Origin of the sequence: Nostoc sp. UHCC 0252 (assembly GCF_034931145.1) — a bacterium.
In the GTDB taxonomy this organism is placed as follows: domain Bacteria; phylum Cyanobacteriota; class Cyanobacteriia; order Cyanobacteriales; family Nostocaceae; genus Nostoc.
Genome location: NZ_JAYGHE010000046.1, coordinates 10,656 through 33,529, shown reverse-complemented (window position 1 = coordinate 33,529; position 22,874 = coordinate 10,656). Strand labels below are relative to the sequence as shown.

Sequence of the window (22,874 nt, the reverse complement as noted above, 5' to 3'; positions counted from 1 at the left end):
CTTAAATTGACACCAATGGGCATGTCGTGCCCCTACAAGCGATATAATTTTGTACCGCATCTGAATGGGAACCGCTATGAAGATATAGTATTTAACATTCAGCGCTGAGTGCGGTAAAAGTGATTGGAGACTGGGTAAGAACGCAGAAATTATGTTCCTGGCTTAACCTTTTCAAATGTTGTCACGAAGTTTGTAGCATTTGGCGTTGAAGCCAATTTCTGTTTTCGTTAAAAATGCTAAAATTGCTCTAGCACAAATGCTTTCAGGCATCTTTGATGACTTTTGAGCTTCCCGACTCACTCATTCTCAATACTGCACTTTCAGTTTCTGGATTAACTGACTATATCCGCTTGCTGTTAGAGCAAGATGAACAATTACGGCAAGTTTGGGTAACTGGCGAAGTTTCTAGCGCTAACCACCATCGCAGTGGTTTATTTTTTACCCTGCAAGATACCGATCGCACCGCCGGAATTAAATGTGTTATCTGGAATAGCCAATTGCCAAAACTCGCCCAAATGCCAGTTGCTGGTGAACAAATAATTATTTTGGGTAGCATTCGCCTGTATCCACAACGGGGAGAATATCAGTTATCAGTTTGGCAGACTCTACCTGCTGGTGTGGGTTTACAGGCGCTACGCTATCAACAACTAAAAAATCGCTTGCTGGCTGAGGGGTTGTTTGACGCGCAAAGAAAGCGATCGCTCCCCATCCACCCGCAAACGATCGCTGTTGTCACTTCTCCAACGGCTGCTGCTTGGGGAGATATTCAAAAAACCCTGAAGCAAAGGTATCCAGGTTTACACGTTTTATTTTCCCCGGCGACAGTCCAAGGTGAGCAAGCGCCTGAATCAATCGTCAAAGCAATCGATCGCGTGGAGAAAGATGGACGCGCCGAAGTGCTAATTTTATCGCGGGGTGGTGGCGCGGTGGAAGAGTTGGCCTGCTTTAATGATGAGCGTGTGGTGCGATCGCTTGCTAGTTGTTCTATTCCGGTAATTACTGGTATTGGGCATCAACGAGATGAATCTTTAGCGGATTTAGTTGCAGATGTCTGTGTGCATACACCAACTGCGGCGGCAGAAAAAGTTGTACCAGCACTTTCAGAGTTGTATACTGAGCATCGGCAACGAGTTCTGGCTTTACGTGAGGCGGTGCATGACTCTTGGGAAACTGCTGAGAATAAACTTCAAGGTTTGCAGAATCGTTTGCGGCGTTTGCGATTAGATCGGCAAGTGCAGCAGGAGGTGGCAAAATTAGCTTGGAAGCGTCAGCATTTGGTACAAATTACCACGGGGCGATCGCAGCAAGCAACGCAGCATTTAGAATTGTTGCGGCAAAAGTTGGCAACTCTTGACCCGAAAGCGGTGTTACAACGTGGTTATGCAGTGGTGAGAAGGGAAGATGGGGCGATCGCTCGTTCGGCGGCGGAGTTGGCTGTGGGGGAAGATTTAGTGATTCAGTTGGGGCAGGGTGGGGTTAAAGTGAAGGTTATGGAAGTAAATAAATGAGTAATGAGTAATGAGTAATGAGTAATGAGTAATGAGTAATACCATTACTTATTACTTATCTTCAAAATTAAAGACAGTTGGGGCCTTGAACCCTTGAATTTACCATAAATGAACCGCAGAGGCGCAGAGGACACAGAGAGGTTAATGGTTAAACGTAAAACTGCTTCTAGTTCTGAGGAAGCTTGGAATTATGAGGCGAAGGTTGCTGAAATAGAGGGGATTATTACTCGCATTGAGGCGGGTGAGTTGGAATTGGAAGAAGTATTCGATCAATTTGCAAGTGCTGTAGAGTATTTACGTCAGTGTGAAACTTTTTTGCAGGAGCGACAGCAACAGGTAGATTTGTTAATTGAAACATTAAGTGAAGAGTGAGTTCAATTAATCAGTTATCTCATGTCCGGTTGAATAATTGTCATTGCGTACCGCCAAGGGCGGAACCCGCAGGGTACATCAAGTAATCCCAAAACCCTTGCGACTGCTTTGTTCCTCTTCGTTGCACTCGCAATGATATGTCACAAGTAATTTGATAGACATAATATTAAATATAATAATTAAAAAGCTAAATAACTAAAAATTATTTATTTTTAGTCCATATTCAAAACTTCTAATTTATGTCAGAGTTCTAATGAGGAGTTGGAAAAACTGAGAATGACTGATGAGACGATTGATTTAACAAACTGCGATCGCGAACCGATCCACATTCCTAGTCTGATCCAGCCTCACGGTGTTTTACTGGTTTTGCAAGATTCCACTCTGGAAATCCTTCAGGTGAGCAGCAATACTCAGGAAATTGTTGGCCGTCAACCGGAAGAATTGCTGGGTAAACCATTATCAAACTTATTCGATGCCAAGCAAATTAAGCTGATTCAACAATGTCTGACAGAAGATTTTGAAAGTGTAAATCCCCTCAATTTGTCCATTAAGCATCTGCATAAATCAATCTATTTTGATGGGATTGTACATCGTTTAGATACTATTATTATTCTGGAATTGGAGCCGAAAAAAGCGAAGGGACAAACAGACTTTTTTGACTTCTATCAACAGGTACGAGGAACTATTACCCGCATTCAGAAAGCACCTAAACTGCTGGAAATGTGCCAAATTGTGGTTACAGAAGTCCGGCGAATCACTGGCTTTGAACGGGTTATGGTCTATCGATTCGACCAAGAAGGGGCAGGCAGTGTCATCGCTGAAGACACCAATCAGGAAACACCCTATTTGGACTTACACTATCCGCATTCTGATATTCCCAAGCAAGCCCGACAATTATACACTCTCAACTGGCTGCGGCTGATTCCAGATGCCAGTTACCAGCCTGTTACCTTAATTCCAACGAATAATCCTTTAACAAATCAACCACTCGATCTCAGTCTCTCGGTATTGCGGAGTGTTTCTCCAATTCATCTAGAATATCTGCAAAATATGGGCGTGACTGCCTCTATGTCTATTTCCCTGATGCACGAACAAAAGCTTTGGGGACTGATTGCCTGTCATCATTCTTCGCCCAAATATGTTTCTTACAATATCCGCACCGTGTGCGAGTTCATTGGCCAGGTGATGTCTGTAGAACTAGTAAATAAAGAAGCGAGTGAAGATATTGATTACAAAAGGCAATTGAAGTCGTTGCAAACTCAATTTGTTGAAGAGTTGTCTCAGGCTGAATATTTCCTCGATGGCATGGTGCAATTGAAATCTCAATTACTCAATCTGGTTAGCGCCACGGGAGCGGTAATTTGCAGTGGCAACCAGTTTATTCGAGTCGGAGAAACGCCATCAGAGTCAGAAGTTCAGACTTTAGTTGATTGGATTAAACCTAAATTTTCTCATAATTTGTTTGAGACCCGATCGCTCACGAAAAATTACCCTGCCGCCGAATCATATAAAGCGATCGCTAGTGGAGTATTAGCCCTAGAAATCTCTAAAGTTCATCACAATTACATTCTCTGGTTTCGTCCAGAGGTAATTCAAACTGTCAATTGGGGCGGCAACCCCAATAAACCAGTAGAATTTTTCTCTGATGGCAGTTTCCGAATGTCTCCTCGCAAATCTTTTGAACTATGGCAAGAAACGGTGCAAGGCTGTGCTATGCCTTGGAAACCCTGTGAAGTTGAAGCAGTTACTGAACTGCGAAGCTTGATTGTAGGTGTTGTGTTGCGGCAAGCAGACAAACTAGCATCGATGAATTTTGAATTGCAACGGAGTAACGAAGAACTCGATTCTTTCGCTTATGTCGCCTCCCATGACTTGAAAGAACCTCTACGCGGCATTCACAACTACGCGAACTTCTTAATGGAAGACTATGGAGATGTACTAAATGAGGACGGAGTTGCAAAACTCCAAACTCTCGTGCGGTTAACGCAGCGAATGGAAGACTTGATAAACTCACTCCTGCATTTCTCCCGTTTGGGACGCGCCGAACTAATCAGGCAACCAGTGAATTTAAATGAGTTAGTGCAGCAGGTAATTACCACCCTAACTATTGCCCGACCACAAAGCGAAGTCGAGTTTCGCATTCCTCAACCCCTTAAAAGTATAGAATGCGATCGCGCTCAGATTAGTGAACTATTCAGCAACCTAATCAGCAACGCCATTAAATACAATGATAAACCCCACAAGTGGGTTGAAATTGGTTTCATCGCAGACAAAGCTGCTCCTACTTCTGCGATCTACGTTCGTGATAACGGCATTGGCATCTCACAAGAACATCTCGACAAAATTTTTCAAATCTTTCGCCGCTTACATGGACGGGATGAATTTGGCGGTGGGACTGGCGTAGGGTTAACCATTGCCCGCAAAATTGTGGAACGGCACGGTGGTAGAATTTGGGTAGAATCTACCCCAACCCTTGGCAGTACGTTTTACTTTACCCTGTCGGCGGAGGCAAACAAATGACTCTGATTTCAGCCTCTCCGATCCAACAAACCCCACTGCTTTTAATTGTGGAGGACAGCAACGAAGACTTTGAGGTGCTGCAACGATTTCTAGGGCGGTCTTCCATTGCGATCCCCATTCAACGGTGTGTGAATGGAGAACAAGCCTTGGCGTTTCTTTATCGGACTGGCAGCTATGTCGATCGCAAAACGCCCCGTCCCCGCTTGATTGTCCTTGACTTGAACCTGCCCGGAACCGATGGACGAGAAGTGTTACGCCGGATTAAACAGGATAACAACTTAAAGATGATTCCGGTGGTGGTGTTTACTACCTCTAGCAATCCTAAAGATATCGAAGTATGTTATCAATACGGTGTCAACAGCTATATTGTTAAGCCAATCAATTTTGCTCAACTCAAACGCGATGTTCAGATACTCGTGGAATATTGGTTTGAAGTGACCACGTTGCCCGACGGCCCAGAGGATTGGTCATGAATCAGAGATCACGCATTGTTTTAATTGTAGATGACTCCCCAGAAGACCGAGAACTCTATCGGCGTTATTTGCTGCGCGATCGCGAATATTCTTATATATTTTTAGAAGCAACGCTGGGACAGCAAGGGCTAGAACTTTGGCAGCAACACCAGCCAGATGCCATTTTACTTGATTATCGACTGCCCGATCTGGACGGACTGGAATTTCTGGCAAAATTGCAACCCTCAATTCAACAATCCTGCTTACCAGTGATTGTGATCACCGGGCAAGGCAATGAGGCGATCGCAGTTCAAGCGATGAAAGCAGGCGCACAAGATTATATCGTCAAAGAGAGAATTACCCCAGAAAGGCTGCAAATAGCAGTCAATGGGACGATTGAAACAGTGCAGCTACACACTCAACTGCAACAACGCATTGAACGAGAACGGGTAGTCGCGCAGATTACCCAGCAAATTTTTCAATCCCTGAATCTAGATGATATTCTTCAAACAACCGTAGTTGCAGTTCGGCAGTTTCTCCACACCGATCGCGTCTTGGTTTTTCAGTTAAAACCTGACGGGGATGGCACAGTAATTGCAGAATCAGTTGGGGCACAGTGGCGATCGCTGCTCTCATCTACTATGTACGATCCCTGCCTCGCTGAGAACTACCTGGCATGGAATCCACAAGAAACTGTCAGCTACGATACCGCCTTTGTCGAGAATTATATCCAACGCTATCGTCAGGGTTACGTAACGGCAATATTTGATATTCAGGATAGCAGTATTGACCCCTGCCACGTTGACTTGTTGGCTCAGTTTCAAGTAAAAGCTAATCTGGTCGTACCGATTATTTACGATAACTACTTTTGGGGATTGCTAATTGCTCATAACTGTGCAGCTCCTCGAAGGTGGCAACCCTTAGAAATTGACTTGCTCAAAGAACTGGCGATTCAAGTTGGCATTGCAATTCGCCAAGCGGAACTCTATCAGCAGGCGCAGAATGAACTGACCGATCGCAGACGAGTAGAAGCAGAATTACGGGAGAGCGAAGAATGGCTACGATTGGCACTATCAGCGTCTCGGATGGGAACATGGAACTGGAATCTCCAAACGGGAAAAATTTCCTGGTCGGATAACCTGGAAGCCTTATTTGGACTGAAACCAGGAGAATTTGACGGTTCATTCGAGATGTTTGTGGCGCGAGTCCACCCTGACGATCGCGATCGCCTACTAGCAGATGTAGATCGTGCGATCGCCACTAGAGAAGACTATGAAATTGAATTTCGAGTAGTATATCCCAACGGTAAGATTCGGTGGGCACTGAGTCAGGGCAAGGTACTTTACGACCAACACGGGCAACCGATTCAGATGGCGGGTATCGATCTAGATATCACCGAACGTAAACGATCAGCCGAAACTCTGCGTGAGAGTGAGGAACGTTTTCGCCAACTCGCAGAAAATATTGATGCGGTGTTTTGGATCAAAGAGGTGTTGGAAAATCGAGTTAGCTATGTCAGTCCTGCATATAAAAAACTGTGGGGATTGAACCCAGAGGAATTGTATCAAGGACAACAATCATGGATCGATCGGATTCATCCAGAGGATCGAGAATCGATCCAGAAAGCGTTTCAAGAAAAAGCTTTCACAGAAAAATTTGATGAAGAATACCGGATTGTCTTACCCAATGGTAGTATTCGCTGGGTAAGAGATCGCTGCTTTGGGCTTCGAGATGAAGCAGGAGAAATTTATCGCTTTACAGGTATTGCCGAAGATATCAGCGATCGCAAACGCTCTTTCGCAGCCCTACAAGAAAGCGAAGAACTCTTCCGCACATCAGTTGAAAATATGCTGGACTGCTTTGGGGTATACCAAGCTATACGGAATGAGCAGGGACAGATTGTCGATTTTGTGACTGAATATGTGAATGATGCGGCTTGTCTCAACAACCAAATGACTCATGAGCAGCAAATTGGGCGGGGTTTGTGTGAATTACTACCAGGGCATCGTGACCGTGGATTGTTTACTGAGTACTGTCAGGTAGTAGAAACAGGACAAGCGCTGATTAAAGATAGCCTAGTTTATGAGGATGATTACGGAGAACAACGCTTAGTTAAAGCATTTGATATCCGTGTGGCTAAATTTGGAGATGGATTTGTTGCTACCTGGCGAGATATCACCCCTCGCCAACAAACTGAAGAAGCCCTGCGCCAGAGTGAAGAATTTAAAAACCGGATTTTGGAAAGTAGTTCTGACTGCATCAAGGTTTTAAGCCTTAATGGGCGACTCCTGTACATGAATACAGGCGGGCTGTGCTTAATGGAAATTGACGACTTAAATTCCTATCTCAATACTGAATGGCTCTGTTTCTGGGAAGGTAGCTATCGGCAACAGGCTGAACAGGCACTCGCTGCCGTTAAAACAGGCGAAATCACTATTTTTCGCGGATACTGCCCAACCACCAAAGGCACTCCGAAATGGTGGGAAGTGGTCGTTAGCCCGATTCTAGATGCCTGTGGACAGGTGGAACGAGTCTTGTGGATTTCACGAGACATCACCGATCGCAAAAATACAGAACTCCTTTTGCAGCAGAACGAAGCTCGGTTAAAGCTAGCGTACAAAGCCACGCGATCGGGATTATGGGATTGGGACATTAACCGCAACATCGCTCATGTATCTGAAGAGTACTGCAATCTATTCGGGTTTGACCCAACCACACAGGAAGTCACATATCAAGATTGGTTAAACCGTCTGCACCCGGACGATCGCACCTCAGCCAATGAAGTGGTGAATCGCACCATCCAGCAACAGCAAGCATACTATGAAACTGATTACCGCATCCTACATCCCGATGGCATTCGCTGGTTAGCGGCTAGAGGTCAGATTTTCTACGATCCTGTGGGCAATGCGGTACGGATGCTAGGCAACGTGCAGGACATCACCGATCGCAAACAGGTAGAAGAGGAATTACGGCAAAGCGAAGAACGCTATCGGTGCTTGGCACAATTAATTCCCCAATTAGTCTGGACAGCCACCCCCGAAGGAGCGTTACTGGATGTCAATCAACGTTGGTCGGAATTCACAGGCTTAACCCTAGAACAATCTTATACAATCGACTGGAAACAGGTTATTCATCCAGAAGATGTACTGATTTTGGTTCAACGGTGGAGCAAAGCAGTAAAACAGGGCACTTCTTATCAAGCTGAAGGTCGGATGCGGCGGGCAGATGGTGTATATCGCTGGCATCTGCACCAAGCAATTCCCCAAAAAGATCACCAAGGTCAAATTGTCAAATGGTTTGGCAGTGCAACTGATATCGAAGCGCAAAAACAACTGGAGGCTGAACGCGATCGCCTATTCCAGTTAGAGCAAGCCGCGCGGACTGAAGCAGAACGCGCCAATCGGATCAAAGATGAGTTTCTGGCCGTTCTCTCTCATGAATTGCGATCGCCTCTCAATCCAATTCTCGGCTGGGCAAAACTGCTGCAAACCCGCAAATTTAGTGAAACCAAAACAGCCGAAGCCTTAGCCACCATCGAACGCAACGCGAAATTGCAAACTCAACTGATTGATGACTTGCTCGATGTCGCCAAGATTCTGCGCGGCAAACTCAGCATAAATGCGTCTCCTGTAAATTTGGCATTTGTGATTGAATCTGCGATCGACACAGTAAGAACCGCAGCTGTTGCTAAATCAATTTTGTTGCATCCAGTACTGCCGAATATTGGGCAAGTCTCTGGAGATTCCAACCGCCTGCAACAGATCGTTTGGAATTTACTTTCTAACGCGATCAAGTTTACCCCTAACGGAGGACGGGTAGAAATCCGACTACAGCCACTCAATAATCAGGCACAGATTATCGTCCGTGACACTGGAAAAGGTATTAATCCTGAGTTTCTCCCGCATATTTTTGAATCATTTCGTCAAGAAGATGTCTCAATTACTCGCAAGTATGGGGGATTAGGATTGGGGTTAGCGATCGTCCGCCAGTTAGTTGAAGCCCACGGTGGCACGATCGCGGCTGATAGTCCTGGTGAAGGGTTGGGAGCCACCTTTACAGTCCAGTTGCCACTACTGAATGTCGAGCCGGAAATCAAGCAGATAGATGAGTTGTCACAACCAGCACTCGAACTTACGGGAATTCGAGTCTTGACAGTCGATGATGATCCCGATGCCCGTGAGCTATTAACAGTATTGCTAACTGAATACGGGGCATCTGTTTTAACTGTTGCTTCTGCGGTACAAGTCTTGGCAAACCTGGAGTCCTTTCAACCGGATGTATTAGTCAGTGATATTGGGATGCCTGAAATGGATGGCTATACCTTGATTCAACAGATCCGAACTTTACCCCCAGAAAAAGGTGGACAGATTCCAGCGATCGCTTTGACTGCTTATGCTAGAGTTGATGATTACGAGCGAGCCATAACCAGTGGCTATCAACGACACGTTACCAAGCCCCTCGATCCAGAAGAGTTAGTTCAAGCTGTGGTAGTACTCGCCCAAGCAAAAAGAATGTAGAGGGCATTGGGTGTTAAACAGAAATACACTACTTCTTAGATATATGCGTTTGCTTTAGCGGATGCGATCGCGCGATCGTAGTAATTAATCTGGCGTGAGTTTGATGACCTCTCCCTCCCAGCCTCCCTCTCCGAAACGGAAAGGGAGGAGCAATGAAAAATTCAGCTTTTTACTCCCCTCTCCGTGTCGGAGAGGGGCTGGGGGAGAGGTCATCGAACTCACGTTAATCTAAAACATTGCGTTTGAGATATCTAACCCAACCTACGAATATTTTATTTTTTCGGAGTAATAAAAGAACGATAATTGTCATTGCGAATGCAACGAAGTGGAATGAAGCAATCGCAAAGGTTTGGGATTGCCGCGCTTCGCTCGCAATGACACAAGTAATTTGCCGGACATGATTTCAATCAACATCTGTGTTTGCATCAAACTTCAAAAGTACTTCTCGAATAATGGCGGAGCGCTCCCAGGCAGACTGCGCCTCTTCCTTTAATCTTTGTGCTGCCAGAGTTTGGTTACGAGCCTCCATTCTTGAAGCCATACGATATGATAAAGAAGCTTTTTCTTCCAATGCCCTTAAAGCGATCCATAATGCATCCTCCAGCTTATCTGACTGCGTAGCCAGCAGAGTTTCTGCGGAATAAGCGTGACCCGTGCGACACCGCAAGCGCAACAAATTCCCCTCCTCAACTTCCCAGAGGATACCGCCACAGTCAGGACAACCAAAAGTTGATGGTTTACCTGGTCGGTCGGCTTCGTTTTCTACTGCTTCCAAATTTAATTGCGCTATTTTAGACTCAAACTCTATCTTGTCAGGTATCGGATTTTCTGCTTCTACTTCCATTGGCGTGTTAACTAAAGTTACTAAAGTAGAAGGAATATCTGAAAGTGGCAGGATATGGTCAATATCCTCTACGTTCTCGATCGCATTACGTGGCATATCAGGATACAAAGCATCGTCGGGATTTTGGACAATTGCTACACCCCCACGCATTTTTACAGCCATTACTCCTGCTGTGCCGTCGTCAAGCATACCTGTTAGTAGCACAGCAATCACTTGCTGCCCATAAGTTCGCGCTGCTGTACGAAACAATGTATCAATGGCAGGACGATGACGGTTCTCTTTTGGCCCCCGCGTCAAACGCAAATATCCGCGTTCTACCAGTAAGTGGTAGTCAGGCGGAGCGACATAAATCCATCCATGAGCAATAGCTTCGCCATCCTGAGCGTGAGACACTGGCAAGTTGCCAGCACGACTCAATATCCGTGGCAAAGCACTCATACCGTAACTTGATACATGAAGGACTATCATTACAGCTGCATTCAGATCGGGCGGCAATTGTTTAACTAAATAAGTCAGCGCCTCAACTCCGCCTGCTGACGCTCCCATGACAATAATATTGTGTTCAAGCATTAATTAATGTAACGATTTCATTAGCACAGCAGCGTAGGCAACAAAAGCACATTTACTGCCAATACTGAGAATAACGCAGCCAAAAAATTTGCTCACCTAGCTTCGAGAGGATTATATTTCAATACATTTCAGTTAAGAAAAATTGTAGGTTGAGTTAAGCAAAGCGCAACTTAATAAAGCAATGCTACTTCTCTACATTGTTTTTCGGTGCTACGTCTCCCTAGACATCACTCAAATTTAAACATTAGTTGTCAAAATTTGAGCGTTTACAGCTAATGCTATTTTATATATAAGAAAGGTTTAAGTATTTCCAGCAAATGTATAATTAATTATTGCTAATACTTAATACTTTGCAACAAATGCTCTTTCACGTATAAGAAAGGTTTAAGTATTTCCAGCAAATATATAATTAATTATTGCTAATACTTCATACTTTGCAACAAATGCTTTTTTACGTATAAGAAAAGTTTAAGTCTTTGCAACAATTATTGTAATAAACTTATAAACCTATTTATTACGTGAAGGCTTGACCAAAGAGGCAGGGGAGCAGGGGGCAGGGGGCAGGGGGCAGGGGGAAAGATGCCGAATTCCCCAGCAAGAGAGGGTTTCAAGCCCCTAAATTTATTTATGCCCAAGGTAACAAATATTTATTTCGAGATGCGTAGCACGAGAAATAATAAGTCCGTTTTCAAGCCCCTAAATTTATTTATGGGGTTTCTCCCCTGCTCCCTGCTCCCTGCCCCTTTTCCTCTTCAGTGACTCGTTCCCAGGCTGCGCCAATGCATTTATTAATAAATCTCTTGCAAAATTCTCTTCACGCGGTAGAATAACGAAATTTTGCAAGAGCTTTAATCATGAAACCATTTCTTTTTGTAACCGACCTAGATGACACCCTTGTACATCGCACCGTGGGCGATGACAGCGCTTTACCAGAATTAAATAAATTACTGAGTCAACATCGTCAAGAATATGGCACTAAAATTGTTTATTCTACTGGGCGGTCGCCTGTACTTTACAAAGAACTCCAATCTCAAAAAAATCTTTTACAACCAGATGCCCTCGTCCTTTCTGTCGGTACAGAAATTTACCTTGATGGTACAGATACTCCAGACTCAGACTGGTCAGAAATCCTTTCACCCGGATGGGAACGAGAAACTGTATTATCTATTACCCGCAAATACCGTGAGTTGCTTCTACAACCAGATTCAGAGCAGCGTCTCTTCAAAGTGAGCTTTTTTCTAGAGCAAGATGCATCTGCAAATGTTCTACCACAACTTGAAGCAGAGTTGCAGAAATCTAAATTAAATGTAAAGTTAATCTACAGTAGCGGAATAGACCTTGACATTGTACCCTATAGCAGCGATAAAGGTCAGGCAATGCAGTTTTTACGCCAGAAGTGGAAATTTGCAGCAGAACAAACAGTTGTCTGTGGTGATTCAGGTAATGATATTGCTTTATTTGCTGTAGGCAACGAACGGGGAATCATTGTCGGGAATGCCCGAAAAGAGTTACTCCAATGGCATGATAAGTATCCTGCTACTCACCGCTACCTGGCAAAAGGTTTTTGTGCAGGTGGGATTATTGAAGGCTTAAATTATTTTGGTCTCTTGTAATGATTAGTTATTTAAAAGGTATAGTCGCTGGTATCCAAACAATTGGCGCTAATCGCGTGATTCTGACTTTGGAAGTGAATGGCTTAGGGTACGATTTGCAAGTTCCTCAAAGGCTAGCAAACCAGTTACCAGAGTCGGGAGGAGTGGCGCAAATTTTTACCCATCTCCAAATTCGGGAAGAAGTGCCTTATTTATATGGCTTTGCTTCACCAGCCGAACGCGATTTATTTCGTCACTTGTTGACTGTCACAGGCATTGGTGCAGCCTTAGCGATCGCCCTCTTGGACACTTTGGAACTACCAGATTTAGTCCAAGCAATCATCGCTGGCAACACCCAAATCCTAATTCAGGCTCCAGGTGTCGGTAAAAAAATCGCTGAACGCATCTGTTTAGAACTAAAAAGCAAATTAGTCGAGTGGCGTAAATCAGCCGGGTTCTTCGTCGCCACAGGCGGGCCAGCACCGGGAATTCTCGAAGAGGTACAAATGACCCTCTTCGCCTTGGGATATACTGCCCATGAAGTCAGTCACGCCCTGCATGTAGTAAGCGAAGATATCGGTTTACCCAAAGATGCCTACGTCGAAGATTGGATTAAACAAGCGATCGCTCATCTCAGTAGCGAACAAGTTTAATTGTCATTAGTCATCGGTCATTAGTCATTAGTCATTAGTCATTAGTCATTAGTCATTAGTCATTTTTTATTAGTTATTTTCCCCCTGCTCCCTGCCCCCTGCTCCCCTGCTCCCTGCTCCCTGCCCCCTGCCCCCTGCCCCCTGCCCCCTGCCCCCTGCCCCAATGACTAATCCCTATGCTTGGCTAGAACAGTCCTTAGCAACAATTCATCGGGCAGACTGGTATCGTTCGGTACAACCTATCAACGGTCGTCCGGGTGCAACGGTGGTTTTAGCTGGGCAAGAGGTAATTAATTTTGCCAGCAATGATTACTTGGGATTGGCTGGGGATGAGCGGTTGATGGCAGCTGCAACTGCTGCGATCGCAGAATTTGGCACTGGTAGTACTGGTTCTAGATTACTCAGTGGGCATCGAGAATTGCATGGGGAGTTAGAAAAGGCGATCGCATCTACCAAACAAACTGAAGATGCTTTGGTATTTAGTTCCGGGTATCTTGCAAATTTGGGTGCAATTACTGCCCTTGTAGGTAAACGTGATTTAATTTTATCTGACCAGTACAATCATTCCAGTTTGAAAAATGGAGCGATTCTTAGCGGTGCAGCAGTTGTGGAATATCCGCACTGTGATGTTGAAGTCCTAAAAACTCAATTGAGTCAACAACGGCAAAATTACCGACGCTGTTTGATTCTTACTGATACTGTCTTCAGCATGGACGGCGATTTATGTCCGTTGCCGGCGCTGTTGGCGATCGCTGATGAATTTAGCTGTATGCTGCTAGTCGATGAAGCTCATGCTACCGGCGTACTAGGAAAAACTGGCGCTGGGTGTGTTGAACATTTTGGGTGTACAGGAAAGCAACTAATTCAGATTGGTACTTTGAGTAAAGCTTTGGGTAGCTTAGGCGGATATGTAGCGGGAAGTAGCACTTTAATTGACTTTTTGCGGAACCGCGCCCCCAGTTGGATTTATACCACTGGGCTTTCACCTGCTGATACAGCAGCAGCCTTAGCAGCAATCAAGATAGTCCAACAAGAACCCCAACACCGTGCCCAATTGTGGGCGAATATATATTACTTGAAAACTTTGCTGCGACAGTTACCTAATCTGAAATTGCTGCCTTCCGAATCACCTATATTATGTTTTCAATTGCCTAATGCCACAGATGCCCTCAAAGCTGGAAAGCAGCTAAGAGATGCTGGCATTTTTGCCCCAGCAATTCGCCCTCCCACAGTGCCCACAAGCCGAATTAGAATATCTGTGATGGCGACTCATGAAGTAGCACATATTGAAAAATTGGTAGCAGTGCTAAAGGATGTTATCTGACTATAGAACCCATTTGGGATCTTGGAAGAACGGGTAAAATGAGAAATAAATGCCGTACTCCAGCAGCTTAACCGACAAAGAGTGAGCAATCATTGAACCACTATTGCCGCAGAAAAAGCAAACCAGACCACCAAAGTGGACAAAGCGACAAATCTTAGATGGTATCTTCTATCAACTCAAGAATGTGCGATCTGCTTTGCAGCAACGCTAGGCTAACGCCTCGCTTCGCTAACGTGATTGCTTTGGGCCCCTACTCATCCCTACTCAATCTTCCAATTAGGCGTATAACCAGAAGTAACTTGGCTATACATTTGCAAGACCGATGCAGAAATACGTCCTGAGAGTTTTGCGATCGCCCATAGCGCTCTTGTAAAATCATTTTCAATTGTTGAGAATTCGCCCAGGAAAAAGTTTATGGCAAATATGTCCGGTCAAGACCACTCGGAAATCACAGTGGCAACGGTTGATGAAGAACGAAAAGGCGCAACTTTTAGCGGTACGGTCATCCTTGGTATAGATCCTGAGGGTGGGGAAGTCGTTTTCTTTAGAGACTTTTTAATTGAAGATTATAAAGGCGAACTTACCGCAAATCTTGCAACAGATGGCGATATAACGAAAAGCATTGATTTAGGCGAACTCGATCATAAAAGCCCCAGTTTTAGGCTGCCAATTCCTCTGGGAACGGATACATTACCCTACAATACAGTCGTGTTGAGCGACAAAAAAAGCAAGAAAAAAATCCTGACGATCAATCTATAAAACTTGTAACTTAGCTCGTAGTTCAGCCAAATTCGATTGCCCTCCTGTATAGATCTCAAATGGGTTCTATAGCAATCCTAAATCATTCGTGAAAAGTTAGATCCCCGACTTCTTTAAGAAGTCGGGGATCTGGATACTGAGAATTTTCAAGATTATACAAGATTAAGATTTAGCAAGTTTTTTCAAAAATCAAATAGAAGTCCTATAGCAGTCCTAAATCATTTGTGAAATATTTCTCTCTTTGCTGTCATGAGTTATTAGTTATTTGTCCTTGTAATCACAAATGATTTAGGACTTGCCTGTTTACTAGCCTCTTGAAATATTTTATACCATAAGTTTTATAAGCAAATCGGCTCGCTTCATTTCTGCGAATTAAGTATTTATGAACAGCAAATCAATGTTATGAATAAAGAATATTCCTGACAAATTCTGGCTCTAGGTACTATATAAATTAATAATTCGCCTCTAGCGAAAGAGATTTTTAAAGCCCGAAAAATCTATCTAGAGATAAATTACTAAAACTTGCAAACTAGCTTAGGGTGTGTATAGCCTGTGCAATAAGTATTGGTTGTTCTCAAACATTTTCATGCCCCATATCCATTATTCCCAGTTACTGCGCTATACCATTACTGTATTAATTGTAGCACTTGCATTAGTGCTAATGCTGATACTAGACCCCTGGTTAAGCATGAATAAAACTCCTTTCCTACTGTTTTTTGGCGCTGTAATGGTTAGTGCTTGGTATGGAGGTTTGAAATCAGGGCTAGTGGCAACATTATTGTCTGCGCTACTAAGCAATTACTTTTTCCTCTCGCCAGCTTATGAGCTAAGTTTTGACCTATCTAATTCCATGCGAATTGGTTTTTTTGCATTACAAGGATTGCTCTTTAGTATCTTATGTGAGGCATTAAAGACTGCTAAAAGAGAGGCTGATAGGAATCTACAACAGCTAAGAGTTAGTGAGGAACGATTTCGGTTAGCGTTAAGCAATTCAGATATTGTGGTCTTTCAACAAGATCGAGATTTACGATATCAATGGATTCATAATGTTCAAGCTTTAGAGACTGCTGAGGGAATGTTAGGGAAATCTGATGATGAATTATTTCCAGCCTCAGTAGCAGAGCAATTGATAGCAATTAAGCTGAAGGTAATAGAGACTGGTGTTTCAACCCGTGAAGAGGTTTATCTAACAATTAGTGGAGAAGATCGTTACTACGATTTGCTAGTTGAACCACTGAAAGATGCAGATAATAGTATTCATGGTATTACTTGTGCAGCTGTAAATATTACTGAGCGCAAGCAAGCAGAACTAGAAAAATCCAGGTTACATCAGGAACTTCAACAAGCCCTTCAGCAAAAAGATGAATCTCTGGCATTGCTTAATGCTTGGCTTACTAGTTCACCAGTGGCGCTGGCTTTTCTCGATACTGAACTTCGCTACATTCATACCAATGAAGCGCTAGCTGCCATTAACGGTGTACCGCAAAGTGAACATATTGGTCGCACCTTTAGGGAAGTATTACCGGAATGGGCAGGGCAAATTGAGCCGATTTTTGAGCAAGTGATGCAAACCCGGCAGCCTTTACTAAACCAAGAAATAAGCGGTGAAACCTATCCGCCTGGGGTGTATCGTTATGGTCTTGTTAGCTATTATCCGGTGTGTTTAGCGGATGGGCAGTTGTTAGGAATTGGTGTGACTGGAATTGATATTACTCAACTCAAACAAACTGAGCAAGCATTACGCGAAAGAGAAGCGAAGTTTCGCAGCGTGGTTGAGTCAAATATGATTGGCATTGGCTTCTGGGATATAGACGGCAGAGTTACAGAAGCGAATGATGCCTTGCTGAATATGGTGGGTTATACCCGTGAAGAATTACTTGCTGGAACACTTCGCTGGCAAGACTTAACTCCTACAGAGTACCTGCCACTTGATAAGGAAGCACTAACTGAATTTCAAGACAGCCCCTTTTGCACACCATATCAAAAGGAATATATTCGTAAAGACGGTTCGCGCTTCCCAATTTTGATAGGTGGTAGCCACTTTGAAGGGACTGTAGATCGAGGAGCTTTCTTTGTTCTCGATATTACAGAACGCAAGCAGGCTGAAGAAAGGCTCCGTTATATCGCGCAAGTTAGTAATGTACTTTCTACTTCGCTAGATTATGAAGAAACCTTAGAACAAATTGCCAAAATCTCAGTTCCTCAACTAGCTGATTGGTGTAGCGTTGATATTTTAAATGAAGATGGTTCCATTCGCCGCCTACCCATTGCCCATGCAGACCCATCAAAGGCAGAGTTGGCGCGTAAACTTCAGGAATATGCGACAGATTATAAGGGTACAAGTGCAATTACTAAAGTACTGCAAACTGGGCAAAGCGAATTAATTTCAGAGATATCTGACTCGCTATTAGTGGCAAGTACTCAGAATCAGGAACATTTAGAAATTGTTCGGCAATTGGGAATAAAGTCTGTAATGATTGTGCCATTAATTGCACAAGGACGAGTTCTCGGTTGCATCAGCTTTGTAACTACCGAATCAAACCGTCGCTACGATCGCACTGACCTCACTTTAGCAACAGAGATTAGCAATCGGGCAGCCTTAGCGATAGAAAATTCTCGACTTTATCAAGACAGCCACCAGACTTTAATTCATTATGCCGAATCTCTATCTCTTTTAGATGCCCTGCTAGAAGCCGCTCCCGTTGCCGTATGCTTTTTAGATCGAGAACTGCGATATATCCGAATTAATCAAGTTTTCGCTGACATTAACGGTTTGACTATAGAAGAACATCTTGGACATAAATTTGGGGAAGTGTTGCCAGCGATGGCGGCTGAGGCAGAGCAACAGTTACAGCACGTTTTAGATACTGGACAACCCCTGCTGAATGTAGAAATTAGCGGTGAGACAAGGGAACAACCCAAACGTTACGGCTATTGGCTGGGCAACTATTACCCAGTCAACAACGCAATGGGTGAAACGATAGGAATTGGGATTATTTTGGCAGATGTGACAGCAGCAAAGCAAACAGAAGTGGCTTTGCGAGAAAGCGAAGAAAAGTTCCGGGCAATGTTCAACCAGGCAGCTGTCGGGATTTCTCTAGTAGCCTTGGATGGACGATTTATTCAGATTAATCCTGCCTTATGCGAAATTACCGGGTACAGCCCTGAAGAGTTAATTCAATTAAACTTCCAAGAAATTACCCACCCTGACGACTTAGCGGTTGATTGGGAAAATGCTCGGCGAGTTATAGCAAAAGAAATTGGTGGTTATTCCCTAGAAAAGCGCTACATCCGCAAAGATGGTTCTATACTTTGGGTAAACCTAACTTCATCGGTAGTTTGGGATGCTAATGGACTTCCGAAGTATGCATTAGGGATTATTGAAGATATTAGCGAACGCAAACAAGTTGAAGCTACACAACAGTTTTTAGTCGAGGCCAGCACCTTACTCGCTGCCTCATTAGATTACGAAATTGCTTTAGAAAACGTGGCTAATTTAGCAGTTCCTACCTTGGCTGACTGGTGTATTGTAGATGTTTTTCAAAAAGATTGGTCAAGTAAACAAATTGCGATCGCAATTGCCGATGCTACCAAACTAAGTATTTTAGACGAAATTCGACGGCGTTATCGACCCAAAGCTAGAGCCAAACTGCTTTTGCAACAGCTAAAGCAAGGAATATCTGGCTTTTACTCCGAATTATCTGACTCTAATCTTGTAGAGATGGCTGAAGATAACGAACATCTACAATTGCTGCAAAGCCTGGGTATTCGTTCTCTAATGGTGATTCCAGTCCGTTCCCGTGGGCAATTATTTGGAGCAATCTCTTTTTTCACAGCCGAGTCAGGGCGGTACTACCAACAAACAGACTTGGCCTTAGCAGAAGATATTGCTCGGCGAGCGGCGACAGCCATCGACAACGCCAGACTTTACCAAGAAACTCAACAGGCAAAACAGGCGGCTGAAAGGTCTGTCAATCGCACCATACTTTTACAAAGAATAACTGCTGCTTTCTCAGAAGCGTTAACTCCCCAACAGGTGGCTGATGTAGTAGTGAACCAAGGCATTGCCGCCTTGGGAGCCACTAGTGGTTCCGTTGTCTTACTCACTGAGGGAGGTAATACCCTAAAGATTGTGCAAGCAATTGGCTACTCACAAGCGCTCATCGATACTTGGACAAGTTTTCCCATCACAGCACCTAACCAAATAGCAGAAACAGTCAGAACTAGTCAGCCGATTTTTATAGAAAATTTAGCAGCGATGATTGCTAGATATCCAAACTTAGCAGACGTTGTGACTGTCACAGGGAATAACTCTTGGGCTTCCATTCCCTTGATCGCAGAAGGTAAAGTAATTGGGGGACTGGGATTAAGCTTTACCACTGAACAAATATTTAACGAAGAAGACCGGGGATTTATGTTGACACTGGGGCAGCAGTGTGCACAAGCGATCGCTCGCGCTCAACTTTACGAAGCCGAAAAAACCGCCAGGGCACAAGCTGAGACAGCCAACCGGATTAAAGATGAATTTCTCGCTGTCCTCTCCCATGAACTGCGGACTCCCTTGAATCCGATTTTAGGGTGGGCAAAGTTACTCAGAACCCGCAAGTTTGATGAAGCCACTAAAATCCGGGCATTGGAAACAATCGAGCGCAATGCCAAGTTACAAACTCAATTAATTGGAGATTTACTTGATGTTTCGCGGATTTTACAAGGTAAGGTAAGCTTAAATCTTGATGCAGTGGATTTGAAAATAGCGATCGCATCTGCATTAGAAACAGTGCGTTTGGCAGCAGAAGCCAAATCAATTGAAATTAAAACGGTGTTTAGTAATGATATCGGCAAAGTTCTCGGCGATAGCGATCGCTTGCAACAAGTAATGTGGAACCTCCTCTCCAATGCCGTCAAATTTACACCTACAGAAGGACGAGTGGAAGTCCGTCTAGAGAAAGTTGGCTTAGATGCTCAAATCCAGGTGATTGATACAGGTAAAGGAATCATCCCGGAATTTTTGCCCTACGTCTTTGATTACTTTCGCCAAGCGGATGCCAAGACAACCAGAGTATTTGGTGGGCTAGGATTAGGACTGGCAATTGTCCGTCATATAGTAGAACTTCACGGTGGTACAGTTCAGGCAGAGAGTTTGGGAGAAGGACAAGGGGCTACTTTTACAGTCAGACTACCTTTGCTAAAAAATTCTGAATTGCGAGTTAGCAGTGATGAGGCTTCTCAACCAGAACTTAGTACTGACGACGCATTACTAGCTGGAGTCCAAATCTTGCTTGTAGACGATCAAGCTGACGTGCGAGAATTTTTTAGCTTTGTGCTAGAACAATATGGCGCAACTGTAACCGCAGTTGAATCAGCAGCCGAAGCGCTGGAAATATTAATCCAATCAAAGCCAGATATCCTGTTAAGCGATATTGGAATGCCCTTAATGGATGGCTATATGTTGCTACGCGAGGTGAGAAAATTATCGCCAGAACAAGGTGGGCAAATTCCGGCGATCGCACTGACAGCTTATGCTGGAGAAATCAACTACAACCAAGCAATGGCAGCAGGATTCCAAAGACATCTACCCAAACCCGTCGATCCAGGGGAATTAGCTAGTGCGATCGACAATATAATTCGTAATTCGTAATAGAGCCTCCGGCACGCTACGCGAACGTAATTCGTAATTAATTTTGATTAAAATCCAAAACACTTGTAGAGACGGCGATTTATCGCGTCTCTTAATTGAACCGCATTGGATTAAAACCAAGGTTAAGAACAAACCAAAAAATCATTATTTTTCCAAAGCAAACACATCTATCCCTGGCATCACAATTACGAATTACGAATTACCAGAAAAATGGGTTTTAAACCCCGTGTTTCCAGCACGGCTTTAAAGTAATGAGTGGATGAAAAATGGGTATTTACTCATTACTTATTACTCATTACTCATTACTCCTTCTTAAGAGTGCGTTCACGGCGGTGAGGATGTTAACCAATAGGCCGATTACCAGGATTGACTGCATGAATATATTCACTACCCGATCGCGGCCTTCCTCGTTTATAGTAGGCTTCTTCTGGTTTACCCCATCCTAACTGCAAAATCATTTCCAAAAAACTAGAATTTTCCCACTTACACAAACTTGCCCATTCTGTTCTTTGAACAATTCTTTCTACATCAGATGTGAGAATTTGTTGGTATTGTTTACTATTATTGAAACTCAAGTATAAATCCATCCCTATAGAGACTTCATACCAAAATTCTACAATAGAATTTTTCGCAGCTTTTAATATCTCTAAGTCACTAGGGAGGGCTATTAAGTCAGTATTCACTTCGGGATAGCTCAAGTTTTTACCTTTAACCATCACCTCCCGCCAGATAATACCTGAAACTTGATTTTCTTTCTGATAGTCGTGAATTGCAGCTTTGAAATCTTGATAAGCTGTGAATTGTTGCAGCCCATCAGTTCTGATAAACTGGTCAATGACGGGATTGCCAGAAACTTTTATTTCTAACTTTAGACGTTTTCCATTGAGGCAAGCTTGGCGTTCGGCTGCCAAAACTTGAATTAGCTCCTGAGTGGTGTAAACCTTTGACATCAGAATACACTCTAGTTAGTCATTGGTCATTAGTCATTAGTCATTAGTCATTAGTTAAAAACTAGAGACTATAGATTAACTTTTTAATCTGTTAACACAGATATTTCAATATTATGCTTTGGCATCGGCAGAAAAGTGGTAACAGATAGCACTAAAAATTAGGGCAGACCAAATTGATCTACCCCATAAGTTATTTAGCTAACTCACTACTAAACTCATTGAAGGCTCGTCGCTTTAACTGTGCTGTTTCAGTGCGTGGTAATAAATCAAAGATTTTGCGAAATTGATCGTCTATATCTTCATAAGCTACTTGACCCGTTTTATTCAAAACCACCTCACCTGATTTATTAAACACCACAACTTGAGGAACAGTCCCAGAGTAGTAATATCCTGGTTCAGTAGGCTCGTAGGTTTTTTTAGACGGGATAGCATCTATATTAATTGGCATAATCTCCGCTACCCGACCATAAAATTCCTGTACCCGTGAGATAGAAATGGCATACCTTTTGGAATCGCTGCTGTCATCTAGATAAAAAGCCAAAAATATCGGTTTATGTTCCGCTAAAGCTTGTGCCAGCGTCTGTCTGGGAGGAACCAATGAACCATTGCCAGCATAAACGACAAAAATGTTGCCATCATATAAATCATTATTTAGACCAGCATAAGCAGGTTGGGTACTTATAATGAAAAGACTTGCAAGCAACAACAGGCATTTAGAGAACCAGCTTCGCCAGCCAGTAATTTGTCTATGTAAAAAAAGAAATTTTGTGCTATTCATCAAAAGGAACCTTGCAAGCTACTACTTGTCGTGAGTTTGTGCTGAATTCGGCAACCTGGGCTGGATATGTAATTACGCCCACGCACTATATTTTTAAGATAACGCCTACTGAGATTATCTCTCTTAAGTGGATGATGGAGATGAGGAGTAAGAGGCAGGGGGCAGGGGGCAGGGAGCAGGGGGCAGAAGGTGGAGTATGATGTGCATCCACTAAGAAAAAAACTCGTTCACGAGTATCAAGGACTCGTTCACGAGTATTAAAGACTCATTTACGAGTATCAAGGACTCGTTCACGAGTATTAAAGACTCATTCACGAGTATCAAAGACTCATTCACGAGTATCAAAGCCTCATTCACGAGTATCAAAGACTTGTTCACGAGTATCAAAGACTCATTC

Annotated in this window: 13 protein-coding genes; 10 read left to right on the top strand and 3 right to left on the bottom strand. The window is 43.6% G+C overall.

Translation table 11 applies throughout. The features are described from left to right. Positions 1-275 precede the first annotated feature (275 nt). The 5 genes from xseA (at position 276) to VB732_RS22685 (ending at position 9,369) form a co-directional block, all read left to right on the top strand. Positions 276-1,508, top strand: a complete 1,233-nt coding sequence (gene xseA / locus VB732_RS22705; protein ID WP_323233159.1) for an exodeoxyribonuclease VII large subunit — start codon at positions 276-278, stop codon at positions 1,506-1,508. 144 nt (positions 1,509-1,652) lie between these two features. Further along, entirely contained in the window at positions 1,653-1,880 is a 228-nt protein-coding gene (gene xseB / locus VB732_RS22700; RefSeq protein WP_323233158.1) for an exodeoxyribonuclease VII small subunit, read from the top strand. Between the two features lie 276 nt (positions 1,881-2,156). After that, positions 2,157-4,400: an ATP-binding protein gene (locus tag VB732_RS22695; RefSeq protein ID WP_323233157.1), complete on the top strand. Its 2,244-nt coding sequence runs from the start codon at positions 2,157-2,159 to the stop codon at positions 4,398-4,400. Then, positions 4,397-4,873 carry a response regulator gene (locus VB732_RS22690; RefSeq protein WP_323233156.1) on the top strand — a complete coding sequence of 159 codons (477 nt, stop codon included), beginning with the start codon at positions 4,397-4,399 and terminating at the stop codon, positions 4,871-4,873. The genes VB732_RS22695 and VB732_RS22690 overlap by 4 nt, the downstream gene beginning before the upstream one ends. Continuing rightward, on the top strand, positions 4,870-9,369 hold the full coding sequence (locus tag VB732_RS22685; protein ID WP_323233155.1) for a PAS domain-containing protein: 4,500 nt from the start codon (positions 4,870-4,872) through the stop codon (positions 9,367-9,369). Before VB732_RS22690 ends, VB732_RS22685 begins: the two co-directional genes overlap by 4 nt. Positions 9,370-9,772: 403 nt before the next feature. Here VB732_RS22685 and VB732_RS22680 read toward each other — a convergent pair whose 3' ends face one another. Next, positions 9,773-10,783, bottom strand: coding sequence for a chemotaxis protein CheB (locus VB732_RS22680; protein ID WP_323233154.1), 1,011 nt, complete (start codon positions 10,781-10,783; stop codon positions 9,773-9,775). An 854-nt stretch (positions 10,784-11,637) separates the two neighbouring features. On the opposite strand from VB732_RS22680, the gene VB732_RS22675 reads away from it, so the two are divergent. From VB732_RS22675 to VB732_RS22655, 5 genes are all read left to right on the top strand, one after another. Further along, entirely contained in the window at positions 11,638-12,396 is a 759-nt protein-coding gene (locus tag VB732_RS22675) for a sucrose-phosphate phosphatase (RefSeq protein ID WP_323233153.1), read from the top strand. Continuing rightward, entirely contained in the window at positions 12,396-13,028 is a 633-nt protein-coding gene (gene ruvA, locus VB732_RS22670) for a Holliday junction branch migration protein RuvA (RefSeq protein ID WP_323233152.1), read from the top strand. The genes VB732_RS22675 and ruvA overlap by 1 nt, the downstream gene beginning before the upstream one ends. A gap of 163 nt (positions 13,029-13,191) precedes the next feature. Further along, positions 13,192-14,352, top strand: a complete 1,161-nt coding sequence (gene bioF, locus VB732_RS22665; RefSeq protein ID WP_323233151.1) for an 8-amino-7-oxononanoate synthase — start codon at positions 13,192-13,194, stop codon at positions 14,350-14,352. Positions 14,353-14,766: 414 nt separating this feature from the next. Then, positions 14,767-15,111, top strand: coding sequence for a hypothetical protein (locus VB732_RS22660; protein ID WP_323233150.1), 345 nt, complete (start codon positions 14,767-14,769; stop codon positions 15,109-15,111). 586 nt (positions 15,112-15,697) lie between these two features. Continuing rightward, positions 15,698-20,749 (top strand): PAS domain S-box protein, encoded by a 5,052-nt coding sequence (locus VB732_RS22655; RefSeq protein WP_323233149.1) that lies wholly within the window; start codon positions 15,698-15,700, stop codon positions 20,747-20,749. A 341-nt stretch (positions 20,750-21,090) separates the two neighbouring features. Here the strand turns inward: VB732_RS22655 and VB732_RS22650 are convergent, their stop codons facing one another. Next, positions 21,091-21,699 (bottom strand): hypothetical protein, encoded by a 609-nt coding sequence (locus VB732_RS22650; protein WP_323233148.1) that lies wholly within the window; start codon positions 21,697-21,699, stop codon positions 21,091-21,093. Positions 21,700-21,889: 190 nt separating this feature from the next. Continuing rightward, positions 21,890-22,477, bottom strand: coding sequence for a thylakoid membrane photosystem I accumulation factor (locus VB732_RS22645; RefSeq protein ID WP_323233147.1), 588 nt, complete (start codon positions 22,475-22,477; stop codon positions 21,890-21,892). Between the last annotated feature and the right edge of the window lie 397 nt (positions 22,478-22,874).